At 37.8% G+C, this 16648-nt stretch carries 13 protein-coding genes and 1 pseudogene; 10 read left to right on the forward strand and 4 right to left on the reverse strand.

The window, feature by feature from the left end; all coding sequences use genetic code 11:
• The first annotated feature begins 6 nt into the window (after positions 1 to 6).
• Positions 7 to 816: a creatininase family protein gene (locus ACZ5B7_RS03905; protein WP_464492729.1), complete on the forward strand. Its 810-nt coding sequence runs from the start codon at positions 7 to 9 to the stop codon at positions 814 to 816.
• Between the two features lie 294 nt (positions 817 to 1110).
• On the opposite strand, the gene ACZ5B7_RS03910 is transcribed toward ACZ5B7_RS03905, so the two are convergent.
• Genes ACZ5B7_RS03910 through ACZ5B7_RS03920 form a run of 3 tightly spaced genes read right to left on the reverse strand, consistent with a single transcriptional unit; the run spans position 1111 to position 4745 of the window.
• Complete coding sequence (locus ACZ5B7_RS03910; RefSeq protein ID WP_464492730.1) at positions 1111 to 2208, reverse strand: Ger(x)C family spore germination protein; 1098 nt, start codon at positions 2206 to 2208, stop codon at positions 1111 to 1113.
• Positions 2205 to 3305 (reverse strand): GerAB/ArcD/ProY family transporter, encoded by a 1101-nt coding sequence (locus ACZ5B7_RS03915; RefSeq protein WP_464492731.1) that lies wholly within the window; start codon positions 3303 to 3305, stop codon positions 2205 to 2207. Before ACZ5B7_RS03915 ends, ACZ5B7_RS03910 begins: the two co-directional genes overlap by 4 nt.
• Positions 3306 to 4745 (reverse strand): spore germination protein, encoded by a 1440-nt coding sequence (locus ACZ5B7_RS03920; RefSeq protein WP_464492732.1) that lies wholly within the window; start codon positions 4743 to 4745, stop codon positions 3306 to 3308.
• Positions 4746 to 5995: 1250 nt separating this feature from the next.
• Between ACZ5B7_RS03920 and ACZ5B7_RS03925 the strand changes: the two genes are divergently transcribed.
• The 8 genes and pseudogenes from ACZ5B7_RS03925 (at position 5996) to ACZ5B7_RS03960 (ending at position 12933) form a co-directional block, all read left to right on the forward strand.
• A complete protein-coding gene (locus tag ACZ5B7_RS03925) occupies positions 5996 to 6436 on the forward strand; it encodes a cell wall hydrolase (protein ID WP_464492733.1) in 441 nt (146 codons plus the stop codon).
• Positions 6437 to 6466: 30 nt separating this feature from the next.
• Positions 6467 to 7315, forward strand: a pseudogene (locus ACZ5B7_RS03930) (NADP-dependent oxidoreductase); the annotation flags it as partial.
• 47 nt (positions 7316 to 7362) lie between these two features.
• The gene (locus ACZ5B7_RS03935) at positions 7363 to 7902 is read left to right on the forward strand and encodes a VanZ family protein (protein WP_464492734.1); all 540 of its coding nucleotides are present in this window, start codon (positions 7363 to 7365) and stop codon (positions 7900 to 7902) included.
• A gap of 510 nt (positions 7903 to 8412) precedes the next feature.
• Complete coding sequence (locus tag ACZ5B7_RS03940; protein ID WP_464492735.1) at positions 8413 to 9426, forward strand: helix-turn-helix domain-containing protein; 1014 nt, start codon at positions 8413 to 8415, stop codon at positions 9424 to 9426.
• Between the two features lie 128 nt (positions 9427 to 9554).
• Complete coding sequence (locus tag ACZ5B7_RS03945) at positions 9555 to 10349, forward strand: SDR family NAD(P)-dependent oxidoreductase (RefSeq protein ID WP_464492736.1); 795 nt, start codon at positions 9555 to 9557, stop codon at positions 10347 to 10349.
• Between the two features lie 270 nt (positions 10350 to 10619).
• A complete protein-coding gene (locus ACZ5B7_RS03950; protein ID WP_328155940.1) occupies positions 10620 to 10892 on the forward strand; it encodes an ArsR/SmtB family transcription factor in 273 nt (90 codons plus the stop codon).
• Between the two features lie 73 nt (positions 10893 to 10965).
• On the forward strand, positions 10966 to 12297 hold the full coding sequence (locus ACZ5B7_RS03955) for an MFS transporter (RefSeq protein WP_464492737.1): 1332 nt from the start codon (positions 10966 to 10968) through the stop codon (positions 12295 to 12297).
• A gap of 330 nt (positions 12298 to 12627) precedes the next feature.
• Positions 12628 to 12933, forward strand: coding sequence for a DUF4870 domain-containing protein (locus ACZ5B7_RS03960; RefSeq protein WP_007083787.1), 306 nt, complete (start codon positions 12628 to 12630; stop codon positions 12931 to 12933).
• Positions 12934 to 13145: 212 nt separating this feature from the next.
• On the opposite strand, the gene ACZ5B7_RS03965 is transcribed toward ACZ5B7_RS03960, so the two are convergent.
• On the reverse strand, positions 13146 to 13844 hold the full coding sequence (locus tag ACZ5B7_RS03965) for a Dph6-related ATP pyrophosphatase (RefSeq protein WP_464492738.1): 699 nt from the start codon (positions 13842 to 13844) through the stop codon (positions 13146 to 13148).
• Positions 13845 to 14230: 386 nt separating this feature from the next.
• On the opposite strand from ACZ5B7_RS03965, the gene ACZ5B7_RS03970 reads away from it, so the two are divergent.
• Positions 14231 to 16354: an ATP-dependent Clp protease ATP-binding subunit gene (locus ACZ5B7_RS03970; RefSeq protein ID WP_464492739.1), complete on the forward strand. Its 2124-nt coding sequence runs from the start codon at positions 14231 to 14233 to the stop codon at positions 16352 to 16354.
• Positions 16355 to 16648 lie beyond the last annotated feature (294 nt).

Here is a 16648-nt window from a genome sequence, read left to right on the forward strand (position 1 = left end):
TGATCAATGAAAAGTGTATGGTTACAGGAAAATAAATGGGAAGATGTTGAACGTTATTTAGAAAGTAAAAAGACAATTCTTGTTCCTTTCGGTAGTGTAGAACAGCATGCTAAGCATTTGCCTATGGGGACCGATTCCTTAGTGGCGATTAAGGTAGCAGAAGAGGCAGCTATTCAAACGGGAACATTAGTGGCTCCCCCTACTTGGGTAGGATGGGCACCGCACCACATGGCTTTTCCGGGAACGATTACCCTTCGTCCAGAAACACTTACGAATGTAGCGATGGATATTATCCAAAGCTTGGTTTATCACGGATTTGAAAAAATTATCTTGATCAATGGCCACAGAGAAGCGAACCTTCCGCCGCTCAAAATCGCCGCTACGAAACTAAGAAATCGAACTGGTGCTTTTATTGCCATTGCCGACCCTTTTTATATTGCTGAGCAGGTGGGAAGAAGGATTCGCCAGTCCGAGGCGGGTGGAATTGGTCATGCTGCCGAAATGGAAACTTCGCATATGTACTATATACACCCAGAACTATGTGAAGAGGAAAATGCAGTAAAGAATGTGCATCAGAAACATCCGTTCCTTCAGCACGACCCTTATTCAGGAGGAGATCGTGTCTTTGTTCCTAGTGATGTTGCAGCATACCGTGAAGGCGCCCTGAATATAGGTGTAGTTGGGGATCCTACTGTTTCTACTAGAGAAAACGGAGAAATCTACCACCACGAGCTTGTTGGAAATATCGTAAACTTTATTCAATATTGTGAGGAAGAGGTACAAGTTACACTTCGTAACCAAGAGATTCCTTTATGATGTCTGTCACGACCCGACTAGGTAAGAATTATCTTTATTAAGCAGCGGTGATTATATCTCCAAAAAAGTATAGTCTTCTCATTTTGAGAAGACTATACTTTTTTGGATTAATTGCTCAACTGCTGGAACATCCGCTGGTGCCCACTTAAGCGAATCTAAGTTTTCTCGTTTTAACCAGATTAACTTTGAATGCTGGCTTGGCGTTGGGGTTCCCTCAACTACTCTACATTTAATGGAGATCAAATTAATGATAAATGTGTCGTATTCATGGGTGTTGTCATTAAAAGCTGTCTTTTAGAACATGACTCCAGAATTTAATATCCGAAGTTTAATTTCAGGACGAATCTTTAATCCTGGATATTCCTTTCGCCAGTTCATCTTACTCCATTCCACATGATGATAAGCATGAAGTTCACGGGCGAGTCCTAGATAGTCGCAATTTGCATTCTGTAAAGTCTGGATTGCTTGAAGCGCTTGATAATTTATTTCATTTGTCAGCATCTTCTCTAAATTGTTCAGCTTTGCTTGTGTCAGTGGATTTTTGTTTGAATGAGAATCCAGTAATTGTGCTTGTATTTTTAATGGCAGCATGATTTCAGTAACCTTATTATCCTTGGAGCTGACTACAATGCTACTGCTGGCCTTTTTTATCAATACATCATATGAGGCTCCATCCATATCTACGATGAGATGAATGCCTGTTCCCGCCACTCCTTTCATAAGCAAAACTATTTTTGTCAGAGTTGGGGACAAATCTACTCCTGAGTAACTTCCTTCCCGAAATAAAGCCGTCCCATTCAGCGATATAGTATCGCCTTTGGACTTAATTAATGGTAATGCAACATCAACATAGGGGTCATTTTTTGCAAAAAGAAACCGGAGCAGGGTCTCTTTGGGAATGAAGTTAATAGACTCGGCCTCTTTTATTAAAATAGCCAAATAATTTGTAATCGTTTTTTTCTTTAGTTCTTTTTTTGCAAGCAATTCGGAAACTTCTCCGTCATACACAGCAACACTTGATGTTAATGGGCAGGTGGCGACCTGTCCTAATACTTTCATTTTCTCTATCGGATTGTCGGATGCGAACGATTTACTCATGATATACATACGGGTTTGATTAAAAGTCAGCACTCCAGGTGCCCTTAAATCTGTGTTTTCAATAGCGTCCGCTAAACTAGATCCTTGTGTCGTAATTACATCCATATCCGGCTTTCCTCCACCCTGATGCGCTTCATATAGTGAGGAAATGGCGAGGCTTAATTTCATACCTTCGGACTTCTTCGCCTTGTCAAATCCAATCACATCAATCATTTGGAGGTTCTTAAAATTTTGCTGATCCCAGCATCCGCATAACATAAGCAAAATTAAAAAGGAGAATGAAAGTTTTTTCAAATATTTCTCCCCCTCAAACGTGAAAGTTTAGGTATGAGCAATAAAATGAGCGGTATGAAAACTATACAAACTATACTCATTATTTCATATGGTTTCCCCGATACGGCATTTATCACATTTCCTTCTGGCATCCAGCATCCAATCGTAAAGCAGATTCCTGTGCATATCCAAACCCATTGGACATGCTTTTTCTTGTGAACAGCTCCGATATGACATAGTGCTTTGGCGGCCAAAAAAAGATAAACATATACGGTAGCTGCAAGAATGGAAAACCATAATGCAATAAACAACATATCTATGCTTTGCACAACATCCCATCGTAATTGCTTTAATATGAATACAGTTGGTTCTGGTATGCTGCTCATTTGGTCGGGAGTGAAGTTTAAAGAACAAATTAAAATAACTGTCACATAAAATAGGGTTGTCAAGCCATTTGCCCAAGTCATCGCTCCCAGAATCTTTCTACTGCTTTGGCTTATTACAAAAGGGAATGCATACAAGAGCAGGTCATATCCAAAACCAGCACTGTAAACTTGAAATACGCCACTTACAAATGAAGAGCCCCCGCTGTGCCCTATAGGTAAAACATTACGGACATCTGCTTCTCTAAGTCCGCTAACTACTATCGCCAAATATCCTGCAAAGAGGATAGGTACCAGTGAAAGACTGATGAAAGACTGCAATCGCAATGACGACATGGCCGCATAACCGCTAACTATAAAAATTAAGAGTAGCAGCACCCACCAGGGGGTCTTAGGCAATACCCATCGGCTGAGCTTTTCGATATATAACAGTGCGACAATGAGCGCACTATAGGAAAAGTAAACTGCATATAGGAGGGTTAAGACACTACCAATCGGTTTGCCTGCAATCGTATAAACATATTGAAAGATATGCTGACTTGGATAACGTTTTCCAAGCTTCCAAATCAGCATAATACTTAATTGAGAGGCAGCTCCTCCGATAAGAGCAGCCAGCCATCCATAAATACCTGCATATTTCGCCTCTACGTAAGGCAAAGACAATATTCTGCTGCCTATTTGCATAAGTAGAACAAGGAATAGAAGATGCCGGTTGGAAATAGACTCCTCCTTCATTTATTCCTTCCACCCTTCGGGATTTCCGAGTCGCTGCGGATTAATTGGAGCAGCTTCCTTCGGACGTTTTCTTAAGCTCCAAACGGGCGCTCTTATAAGCGTATCTTTCACTCCACTATCGGCGAACGCCGGATAAAAATAGGGAAGACCCATAGAGTTCATTCGACACAAATAAATATTCAGCATAAGAAAGGAGAAAACAAGTCCCACAAGGCCAAAAAGCGCTGAAAGCAAGGTCACTGGAATGCTAAGGAGTCTGACGGAGTTGCTCATTTCGTAAGAAGGTATGAGAAATGACGCCATGCCAGTAAACGCAGCGACAACGACGGACGTATTTGAAAACAAATTGGACTGGACGACCGATGTTCCGATGATAATGCCTCCCACAACCCCTATAACTTGTCCTACAGGACTTGCAAGCCGCACCGCCGCTTCTTTTAATATTTCAAGCGCAAGCAGCAAGAGTATCACCTCAAACGCGGGATGAAACGTGATATATTTTAATGCGCCTTGAAAAGTCAAAGCCATATTCATTGGAAGAACGTATGATTGAAATATAATAAGCGAAGTATATAATCCAGGTAATCCGAGAGCAATAAAAAAGCAGGCGATACGCAACAGTCTAATTGCACTGCCAATCAACCAATTGATTTGATAATCGTCCGGGGATTGAAAAAAAGCCCAGAACGATACCGGCATTATTGACGCATCAGGAGAGCCTTCCATAATGATAGCGGCTTTTCCTTCCATTAAATATGCTCTCGTCCGATCTAACCGCTCTGATGTCAGCATTTGCGGAAATAAACTAAATTGTCTGTCTTGGACGAATTCCTGGATGAACCCAGGAGCGTAAATGCTATCAATATCTATTTTTTGCAGTCTTTGCTCAATTAAGTTAGTAACTTTCGGATTTGCTATCCCTTTAACGTAAAGGACTGAAACCTTAGTTTGCGAAACATGTCCTATGGTGAAGTGCTTAACGACAAGATCAGGTGAGGCAATCCGCTGCCTAAGCAGATTGATGTTCGTTTCCAAATGCTCCACGAAGGCTTCTCTTGACCCCCGAAGCACTCGTTCATTCATAGGAAAATTAATCTGACGCTCTTTGTGTAACTCAGTTCCGAGAAGTAATAAAACACTTTCTCCTTCCTTTTGCAATACCGTCTTCCCTTGTACGAGTGCCTTCACAGCCTCATGAAAGTCCACGGTCTCCTTCATATCCTGGACTGTGATAACTTCTTGGGGATTCGTATCAGGTCTTAGTGACACCGGCTTTACAATATGTTCCTGAAAAACTTTCGAATCGACCATTGTATCCAAGTAAAAAAGCGCATATTCGTATGGTGGAAAGCTCATTGTTTTCATAGTTAAATCCGAGCTGTAAGAAAAAGCTTCTAGGAGTTGGTGGTAAGTCTCTTGAATGGAAAAACTGGGTCTCATAAACTTTCCCTCTCATAATTATTGAAGTTGCTTTTTTAACTTTGCCCAACACTAACTGGAACTATACGATTAATCTCAAGCACGGAAAGTTGAAACAAACCAGATATGTGGTGAGTTGTTCAATACTAGTAATTAGAGGAATAAAATAATTTTGTGGCCGTGTGTGAAAGAGCTCTATATTTCAAGGAAACCTTTTTAATGAAAGTAAAGATTGTGAAATGATGCACTTAAACTCCTTCAGATAAATATGATTTTCACGAATACTCGCTTATTCGCAGGATTTCATACAACTTGATAATTAGTTGTGACTTAATGAAGGGGAGGCCAGTTTTGCGAACGGGGCAGTTTACTTCAAGAAGAAGTTGTTATTAAATGTTTTATTTGACCCAAAATACGACGAAAAAAATCCAGTTTTACTTACTTACTGGATTTTTTATGAGTTATGAATAATTGGAAGCCATAAATTACAAGGGCATAGCAAATGGCAGTGAAAAAGATGTGTTTTGGCTAATCCGAATGTAAACGAAAATCCAGATGGTTTCAACAAAAAAAGGTCCTAAAATAAAGCTCAAATCGAATGTAAAAGCCCAGAACCTTCTAAAGTAAGACTGGACGATACAATTACGAAGGTCAGACGCAGTGTTTAATATAGAGTTGGAGTTGGAGGAGAACAATGGAAGTTAACAATATCTCTTAAAGCAACCGAATATTGATTCCATCTTCCGCCGAAAAACCTATAGCCATAAGCTCTTTGATGCCCGACAGTCGTCAAAAAAAACCAGAAATTATCGCCGTTTCTAAGCCACAAATATGTGAAACGATAGATACAATTTTCAAGACCCCAGGGACTCAGGGAATAGAGTGGCATTTGTCGTATATTTTCCATATTTCGAAGTTCACTCCTTATTGAAATTAGACTAATAACCAGTTTATGCTGAGGGTCAAAGCTGGATTGGATGAATGCCTAGTAGCCCACCTAACTTCAAATATGAATGAAAAAGGATATATGAATGGATTGGGCAACTATTTTTATTGAGAACGGTATCTCTAACCAAATGAAATTATGAACCGTTTATAAGCCATGGAGTTGTTCAACTAACGAGTGTGATGCTTCAATAATGAAGGATCGCTTTTTTCTTATTCAAGTAACAGGGAGTACAGTTGCATAAAGGTAACAAAGCATTCTTATTATTTAAACAATGACATTGATGCAGGCTTTTTTTCATACTATATTTTTGGGAGGTGATGAAATGGCAAGAGTAAGGGCTAGAAGTCATGAAGTAGATGAAATGGCAAGAATGATGAGAGCAGAGGCAGAAGGCGAAGGAAAGCAAGGAATGTTATATGTTGGAAATGTTATAATAAATCGTGTTGTTGCAGAATGCTTAGATTTCAAAGATGTAAACAATATTCATGATGTAATATTTCAAATACAAGGAGGAAATTATTCTTTTGAAGCAGTGCAAAAAGGGAATGTTTTTTATCAAAGATCAAGAACCTCTGAAAGAAGATTAGCACAACAAAATATAAATGGTTGGAGAGTTCATCCTGCGAAATATGCTCTTTGGTATTTTAATCCACATGCTCCATGTCCACCAACATGGTATGGTCAACCTCATACTGGTCAATTTAAAGAACATTGTTTTTATGAACCAAAACCTGGAACATGTGATAGTGTTTATAGAGGTTAGGCTTACTCTTTGAGTAAGCTTTATTACATATTGTTAGTTAACTATAAAATGCCTCTTATCTTAGGGAATGACTTTTCTGGTGTCGTTGCAAAGGTTGGTGCAAAAGTAACTCGTTTTAAAGTTGGTGACGAAATATATGCACGTCCACGTAAGAGTAAAATCGGCACTTTTGCTGAATATATCGCTATTCATGAAGATGACATCGCCTTAAAACCTAAAAATTTGAGCTTTGAAGAAGCAGAATCGATCCCGCTGGTTGGGTTAACCTCCTATCAAGCCCTAACAGACATTTTGCAATTACAAAAGGGGCAAAAGATTTTAATTCATGCTGGGGCTGGTGGTGTCGGTACCTTTGCTATTCAACTAGCCAAATTAATGGGTGCCACTGTTGCAACAACTGCAAGTGTTGCTGGTGCGAATTTAGTAAAGTCTCTTGGTGCTGCAGATGAAATTATAAATTACAAGAAAGAAAGATTTGAAGAGATACTGAAAAACTATGATGCCGTATTTGATACACTTGGGGGCGAGATACTCGAAAAATCATTTGAAGTGATCAAAAGCAGAGGAAAAATTGTTTCCGTTTCGGGATTACCGAATGCTCGTTTTGGTAAAGAATACGGTTCAGGATTTTTAAAAACGTTGTTGTTTTCAGCAGCAAGTCATAAAATTACTAAGCTTGAAAAAAAGCATAATGTTCAATACACGTTTTTGTTTATGAAGCCAAGTGGAGAGCAATTACGTATCATAGCTAACTTTATTGAGACACGTAAAATCAAACCGATAATTGATAGAGTTTTCCCTTTTGAAGATGCTCAAAAAGCGATGGAATATGCGGAGTCAGGAAGGGCGAAGGGGAAAATAATAGTAAAAATCAGATAGTAAACTAGAATAAAAGCTTAAATTGTATGTAGGGATTGTGGATTTATATGGAAAAATCAAAAACTAATCAAAATAAAATAACTACTGGCTTGTTGGCTGTATATTTATTTGTATTAATATGGATTATCCTCTTTAAAATGCAATTTTCCTTTCAAGACTTGCGTCATTTCACGGATTTTAGGGGAATCAACTTAATCCCTTTTGCTGGTTCAGTTATTAAAAACGATCAAATAGATGTTGGTGAAATCATCTATAACGTATTTGCCTTTATCCCATTTGGAATTTATATCAGTATGCTAAAACCAAGTTGGTCTTTCTTGAAAAAGATTGTACCAATAGCGGGAGTTAGTTTGTTATTCGAAGTATTGCAATTCACCTTTGCTATAGGAGGCAGCGATATAACTGACCTTATGGGAAATACATTAGGTGGAATGATTGGAGTTGGAGTTTATATTGTATTTCGTAAGCTGTTTCGTACAAAAGCAAATAAAATCCTGAATGTTTTAGCTTTAATCGGAACAATAGGCATATTTGTATTAGTGTTGTTATTAATTATTGGTGTTATTAGGTACGGGAATTATGGCTAATAGATGAATTGAAACATCGGACATTATTAACAGAATGTGGAGTGACACTAAGGTCGGGTTGGGTATAAGAACCTGATGGAAACCCAATACAAATCGTTTGTAAAAGAAAAAATAAGTTTCTATAAGGGCCATATTGTGAAGTATAGACATATTGAAACCGGGTAAATTAATTTAATGCTAAGAATCAATTTAAGCCCGAGATTATAATGAGTGGCTTTCTGATGAGTAGGTACAAATAACAAAAACACTAATACATTTTTAAACCACTTAGGTAAATAGGATTATTTAGGGTGTCTATTAATGATGCTGCCTGTATAAATGGCAGCTTCATTACGTTAATGGAACCTATTACTAACGGATTTATTCGACGTAGTTGGCTAGTAAAATGTCGCCCTTTGCTAGTTACAAGGATACGTGGAATAGGTAATATAATATCTGTCCCGTTAACTAGGCAAAACACAATCACAACCAAAACTAGTGAATGTGTAGATAGCTAAAGGAGGACCCATTATGAAGTCTCATACTCGTATTAAAATCCCGGCAGGATTTTGGGCAGGCATACATCAATTAGGGATTGCCCCCCACGACGTGGCTCGAAAAGCACGACTACCGCTCACCATTATTAATGACCCAGTTGTTACTACCGACCAATATTTCGCGATTTGGCAGGCTTATTCGGATCTCATTGAGGACACCGCCGAAGGAATTATCAAGCTTACGACCGTCTTTGATACAGCGCATTACCCACCCGCAGTCTTAGCGACTTACCATGCTCGTGACTACCGTGACGCTCTAAAACGAATGGCACGGTACAAACAACTGTGTCCCCCTGAAAGCTTACGTATCACCGAGGGAAGTGAGTACTGTACCATTGAACTAGATTGGTTGTATGCCGAGCAACCTGGTCCACCGATGCTGGTTGGAATCACTCTGGCGTTTCTTTTGGAGCTTGGACGTCGAGGCACAGGTAAACCGTTGATGGCGAAATTTGTCGAATTTTCGCACTCGATGGGAGACATACAGGCACTCGAAGCTTACTTCGGCTGCCATATCCGGATTGGTGCAAATTGTAACAGGTTGACGCTACATCGAGGAGATCTAGACCTCCCCTTTGTCTCGTACAACGAAGAGTTGCTGGAGATTCTGACTCCCGTATTGGACAAATCGTTGGATGAGCAGCAACGCAGTCGCTCAATCACCGAAATGGTCAAGTGGATCATGAAACGCGGCCTAGCAGGAGGGCGTCCTGACATTCAGACTGTCGCAAGCGAGTTGGGGATGAGCGATCGTACCTTACAGCGACGTCTTACTGACGAAGGCACGAGCTTCAAGCATCTTTTGACACAAGTCCGACATGGGTTGGCTCGAGAGTACTTGGCAGACCCTTCGTTCGATATTAAAGAAGTAGCCTTCATGATTGGGTATGAAGACCAGAACTCATTTTACCGCGCCTTCCGCATTTGGGAAGGTGATACTCCCTCAAATTGGCGTACTGAACATTTTGGTGAAAATCCGATAAATTAACTGTGTCTTAAAAGTAAATTTTTTAACACGATATTAAAAAAGTTTAACCTAATTAAAACCTCAAAGGAGCGTTTTTTTATATTAACTTTTTATAATCATAAAAGGTAAATGAAATGGAGAAATGTATTTTGGATATGGGATTAAACAATAAAACAGCATTAGTTACTGGATCAACGAAAGGTATAGGTAAAGCAATTGCCATTGAACTTGCCAAAGAAGGTGTCAATGTACTAATTAATGGACGAAATTATGAAGAGGTAGAACGAATCGTAAATGAAATTAAATCGGATTTCCCGGCTACCTCTCCTCAAAATGCTACAGCCGATATTGTCGATATTCAACAAAGAGAAGCTTTATTTAAAAAATACCCCACAATTGATATTTTAGTTAACAATATGGGTATTTATGAAATTATGCAATATGAGGACATTGACGATGAAGTATGGGAAAAATACTTCCGTACTAATGTTCTTGCTGCAAATGGATTATCTAAATTTTATTTACCTAAAATGTTAAAAAATGATTATGGACGCATTATCTTTATTGCGAGTGAAGAAGCAATCATGCCTTCAGGACAAATGCCTCAGTATTGCATGACAAAATCAATGCTTTTATCATTGTCAAAAAGCTTATCTAAATTAACAAAAGGAACAGAAGTTACAGTCAATACGATCATGCCAGGACCAACACTCTCTGAAAATGTTCATCAAATAATTGAGGGTATATACCCTAATGATAATATGACTTTTTCAGAAAAAGAGAAAGAATTTATGGCTACAAACCTACCTCAATCTGAAATACAACGGTTTATCAAGCCAATTGAAATAGGTAGATTAACTACATTTGTGTGTAGTCCTTATGCATCCGCATTTAAATGTTCTCCAATCCGTATGGATGGGGGAATGGTACCGACTATTTTTTAGTATTTTTCTATTTCAAATATTGTATATAAGTTTAACAAACGTATAACAATAGGATGCACTAATACTATAGAATTGGAGTTTCCTATTTCCTTTCTTATTCCACAAACGGGCCAGATAATGGAGTAAACCCATGTTGTTACAATGTAAATTTAAAGGTAATCTTTGATAGACAATAGTGAAAGCAGCAATACACAAGTAGATTTGAATTCCACCAAAATGGTTTGACAAATTTGAGCTAATTTATATAATAGTTTTATGGTATTAAAACAATTGGATGATCAACAACGCATTAAGATATTTAATGCGTTGGCGGATGAGAAAAGAATACAGATGATTCGTTTACTATTTCACGAGAGCAATCGCCCTATGTGTTCGGAAATTGGAAGGAGTTTAGGGATCAGTAAGTCAAACGGTTCATATCATTTGAAAATTTTATCCGACGCACAATTAGTACTGATTGAACGTGAAGGTGTGACAAAGTATGTCACGCTAAACAAAGAGATATTTGATTATTATTTACCGGGGTTTTTGGCTACGCTCTGATGTAGCCACTTTTTTTTATTCTAAAGTCATAATGTTTTATGACTTTAAAACGATGTGAGAAGGAGAAAAAAATATGAAGATGAAAAGTAAAGAAAATGGACTTATCTTAACCTTATGTTTCATCGTTTTATCGGGTGTGATGAATTCAATTTTGTTTAATGTGGCACTTGTAGATATGAAAAGAGAACTAGGGGTAACAACTTCAATGATTAGTTGGGTTGTGATTTTATATACATTGGTCATTGCCTTCGGTTCTATTACTTACAGTAAATTGGCGTCATACTACCAACTTAAGACCTTATTAATCTTCGGTGTGTGTATGTTCGTGAGTGGTTCCATGATTGGTTCTATAACCAATCAGTATATCTTTGTGATCATTGCAAGGATTATTCAATCTGCTGGAGGTAGTGCTTTCATTGCCTTGTCCATGATTATCGCCAATCAATATATGACAGCATCTAAAAGAGAACTGGCATTAACGTTAATTAGTGGATGTTTATCATTAGGTTCAGGAATAGGATTTTTGATTGGCGGCACGTTTACTTTCTTATGGGGCTGGCATTCTTTGTTTTTATTGATGTTGTTGGTGGTTCTGACACTCATCGGGTTATTTATGGTTATGCCTTCCGGGTATGCCAACGGGAAAAAAGTAACCCTTCCTTTTGACTTCGTCGGGTTATTTTATTTATTGATTTTCGTTGTGTCGTTTATTCTGGGTGTTAAAATGAATGGCTATCTCCTTATCATAACTGCTCTGTCAGTAGTTGGTTTAATGACTCATGGCAACCGCAAAGATTTGGCTCTATTTGTCGATCTATCTGTTTTTGGACATTTCGCTTTTAACAGATTGCTTGTGATAAGCTTTGTTAATAACTCAGCAATGGTGGGAATTGTCTTTTTATTCCCATTATTAACTGAGCAGCGTTTTCATCATTCAGCCATTGGCACAGGTTTTATTTTGGGTGTGATCTCAATCTTTGCCTTTTTGATAAGTTTCATCGCAAAAAAGAGCCTGCATGTCATAAGCAGTAAGCAACTTATAGGATATTCTGCGATCATAGAACTTATCGGATTCCTGATATTGGCGACTGTCGGTGTAAGACAATCTGTATTCGCAACACTTGGCGTTTGTTCCATTTATATTGCTTTTACAATGATGACTGTGGCAATCAATATTGAAATTCCACAAACGATAGAAAAGGACAAAAATGCGATGGGTTTAGGAATATATAATCTTATCAACTTTCTGGGCATGTCATTTGGACCGGCCATATCAAGCCGCATTTTAGAATCGTACTCTCATTTCAGTTATGCTTTCATCTTTTTTGTTATTATTTTAATCTTGTCGATAATTTTTTCATTAATAGGATCTAACCAACTATCATCAAAGCATGCGAAATTATAAACTATAAGGGAATGTGTTGTACAAAATACAATCGGTATCTCTACAATATGGTTATATACTGGAAGTAGTTTTACGTCTTCCACAAACGGGCGCTTTCCTGTAGCAAGGATCAGCGTCTTTTTTCAATTTATTTGGCCATTTAGTGGAGTAATCTCAGTAGCTGGAAAATGTAAAAGAATAGTTCGCATACTGGAATTTTGGTTTGGGCTACGACCTAAGACGTATAACGATTTAGTTCATAGCCTGATGTAATAGTTTAACCAAAACTTTATAATGATTAAGGAATAAAGGTTTGTTAAATATTACGATACAAAGGGGAGTAAATGTTAAATGGAAAATAAGGGATTCAAAATATTGATTCATGCTAGTACTTGGTTTGCACCCATACTAGTTCCCATTATCACATATTTTATTATTTCAGATCGAGAAATTAAAAGCTTATCCTTACAGGCTTTGGTATTTCATATTGTGATCGGTATTTTAATCTCAGTGTCTGCTTTTTTTTCTTGGATATTAATCGGGATTCCATTCCTCATTATTTTTGGACTCATTGCTATAATAGCTCCGATTGTTGGAATTGTTAAAGCATTTAATGAGCGTCCTTTTCGATATCCTATTATTGGATCATGGTTTTGATTAAATCTAAATGAATCTAATTGTTTTAATGATGATGAATAGTGGTATTTAAATCACTTAATCTTCAGAAACACCATGCCACCGTAATTCATGCGAATGTTAGCTCTGCACGGATACTTGAAAAGAATAGATATGAGGGTGCAATAGTGGAAAAGACAGCGGAATAATTCCGTTGCTTTTTCACATTTCTAAAAGTATTTTTTATAACATCATCATCTCATACCTTCCTCACCTTTTAATTTAATTCCGACGAATTTCCAACGATCCCTTCCGTTTATAATTTGATAGTCAATTTCTATTGGAATAGGATATAGAAAGATAGGTCCATAATATACAAAGGTATGGTACTCGCCGTACTCTCCACATGGGTCTACATCAGGAGGCAATGCTTCTATCCATTCTTTTGTTAAGGTTTTCCCTAAAAAATCGGACGACAATTTCGTTGAATCTATGGATATGCAAGCAGCTTTCCATCCTTCTTCCACCAATTGTCGAGCTAATGTTTTCGTATTCCGTCCCCATAATGGCAGCAGCAATTCAAATCCGTATTTCGCAAGTAATTTTTCTTTATAGGTCTTGACCTCTTCCAAAAATAAGTCACCATACGCGATTTTTGTGACTCCGAAATGTTTCCTGAAATAAACCATGGTGCTGATTAAACCATCTTCGAAATTCTCAGTGGTAAATTTGTTCATTTTTATTTTGTATAGAGGCAGTCCAATGGCTTCCGCTTGTTTTTCTACTAGCAGTTCATCAATGTGGTGACTAGTGACGTTTCCATTGTTCGTACAGGTTGTCACTAACGATATGATTTTATACTTTGGATCCTTTAACAATTGGTTGACTAAGAAAACGGAGTCTTTTCCAGATGAAAAAGCAACGACGATATTTTCAAGGATTGTTTCTTCCATGGTCTCATCCTTTCTCAGAGATTATTAAATCATCTTCTCTTACTATATTATATATAGTTATTCTATTGTCCAATATATTGTAGCGTCATCTATTTAAGAGAGAGTGGTTCAAATTTGATTAAAAATATGATAATCAAAAGAAACTCCTACATTTGGGAATTTGGAATGACACTTTACTTATAGAGAGATTTTCTGAATGCACTTAAGGTGGAGTAAACGTTTACTAGGCTGGGTATATACCCAACCATTACCTGTAGAAATGTTAAAAGAATTACAATAAAATAGAAAGAAACTTAATAAAATATTCACCGGGCCTACTAGTAGAAGTGGCTCCTTTTTCTATCTTCATAGTCAAAAATAGTCAAAGGCAAAAGGAGGCTGGAAATATGTTTTGTCAAAACTGTCAAACATCGGTAGCGAGTTATCAGTTAAATTTCTCATTTAATCAGGGGCAAAGTCAAATTAGTTTGTGTGCGGAATGTTATGATATCGCAAAACAAAAATTGGAAAACGGCTCCATCCAACTTGACAACCAAATGTTCAATCTGTTGGACACAGATGGCAGCCAGCCTGAGCAAAACAAAAATGTCCATGTAACCAAGCCAAAGAAACGAAAAAAAATTAGCTTTCTTGATCAACATGGACGGAACTTGACGAATGAAGCAAAAGAAGGGCGAATTGATAATGTGATCGGCAGGGATCAAGAAATTGAACGGATCCTTCAAATATTAAACCGTCGTACAAAAAATAATCCGGTCTTAATTGGTGAGGCTGGTGTCGGGAAAACAGCGATCGTTGAAGGCCTTGCCCTTCAAATCGTCAAAGGCAAAGTACCGCCGAAACTAAAAACGAAAGAAGTATATGTGCTAGACATCAGTTCACTTGTAGCAGGTACAGCCTACAGAGGACAATTTGAAGAAAAAATGAAAAAACTTGTTGCTGAATTACAACAACGTGAAAACGTCATTTTGTTCATTGATGAACTCCACATGATGGTCGGTGCTGGAGGTACGTCTGACGGTTCAATGGATGCAGGGAATATATTAAAACCAGCGTTAGCGCGCGGTGATATTCAAATTGTTGGTGCAACAACGATGAAAGAGTATCGCATGATTGAAAAAGATCCTGCACTTGAGCGCCGCTTCCAATCGGTGAGCGTGAAAGAACCGTCTGTGAATGAGGCGTTTGAAATTTTAAAAGGAATTCGGCCAGCATATGAAAAGTATCACGATGTAACGTATTCGGATGATGTCCTAAAAGCATGTGTGACACTATCAAAACGCTATATTCAAGATCGCTTCTTACCAGATAAGGCCATCGATTTAATGGATGAGGCCGGTGCAATGCTAAACCTTGCTCACGGAGAGCTAGATATTAACTATTTAAACCAGCGCTTAAAAGAAATTGCTGAAGAAAAACAAGAAGCAACGAAATTAGAGCACTACGAAAAAGCGGCGATTCTTCGTGATGAAGAGAGAGAAATAAAACAAATATTATCTGAATATTCAAACGGTGTAACGAAAGATATTACCGTAGAAATGGTCCAAGAGATTATTGAAAAAAGTACTGGAATCCCAGTACAAAAGCTACAAAAAGCAGAGCAGCAAAAAATGAAAGACTTGAAAGAGAGACTAGCAAGTAAAATTATTGGTCAGGAGAAAGCTATTGAAAAAGTAGCCAATGCAATCTTAAGGGCAAGTGTTGGATTAAAACCGAAAACACGTCCAACCGCTTCATTTTTATTCTTAGGTCCAACAGGTACAGGTAAAACCGAGTTGACGAAAACACTTGCCGCCGAATTATTCGGTAGTAAAGATGCGATGATTCGCCTAGATATGAGTGAATATATGGAAAAACATTCTGTCTCTAAGCTCATTGGTTCACCTCCTGGCTATGTCGGACATGAAGACGCAGGTCAGTTAACGGAACAAGTTCGCCGAAACCCTTATTCCATCATTCTGCTGGATGAAATCGAAAAAGCACACCCAGATGTGATGAATGTGTTTCTTCAAATCATGGAAGATGGCAGGTTAACAGATAGCCAAGGAAGAGTCGTAAGCTTTACGGAAACGATTATTATCATGACTTCAAACGCAGGTGTTGGAAACAAAACTTTAGGGCCAATTGGTTTTGGCGGCGATGAACAGCAAGGAGCAGAGTCAAATATTGTCGATAAAATTGGAAATCACTTTAAGCTTGAATTCTTAAACCGTATTGATTCGATTATTGAGTTTAACCACCTACAAAAAGAGAACCTTGTGGAAATTATCGTGATTATGATGGCGGAGCTTAAAGAAACATTAGAGGAACAAGGGATTTCCATTGAAATCGATAAGGAAGCAAAAGAAAAGATTGCTGAATTAGGATATAGCAATGTGTTTGGTGCTCGTCCACTTCGACGCGTCATTCAAGAGCAAATTGAAGATAAAATCACTTCTTTAATTATTCATAGTGAAAACGTAACTGCAATCACTGTATCAGTAGAAAATAATAAAATTAACGTAGCATAAGGATAGATGATCTTCATCTATCCTTTCAGCTTGTCGAGAAACCTCACTTTTCAAATCAGTGAGGTTCCTCTTATAAATAGATCATTAAATGTTGGAACAATAAACGATTTCTATAGGCTTCAATATGGTAATGTTGATTAAATTAACGAAGTGTTTTGTAAGTTTATGAAGGATTACACTTAAGTAAACGGGGGCGTTAGTTTAAGAAAATTTTCAGAATCGTTAATGATCCTTTTCGAATATGTATGTATTAAGTCAAAAAGTAAGCCCTGGGAAGACCCAGAGCCTATCATA

The organism is Neobacillus sp. S1115 (genome assembly GCF_055385565.1).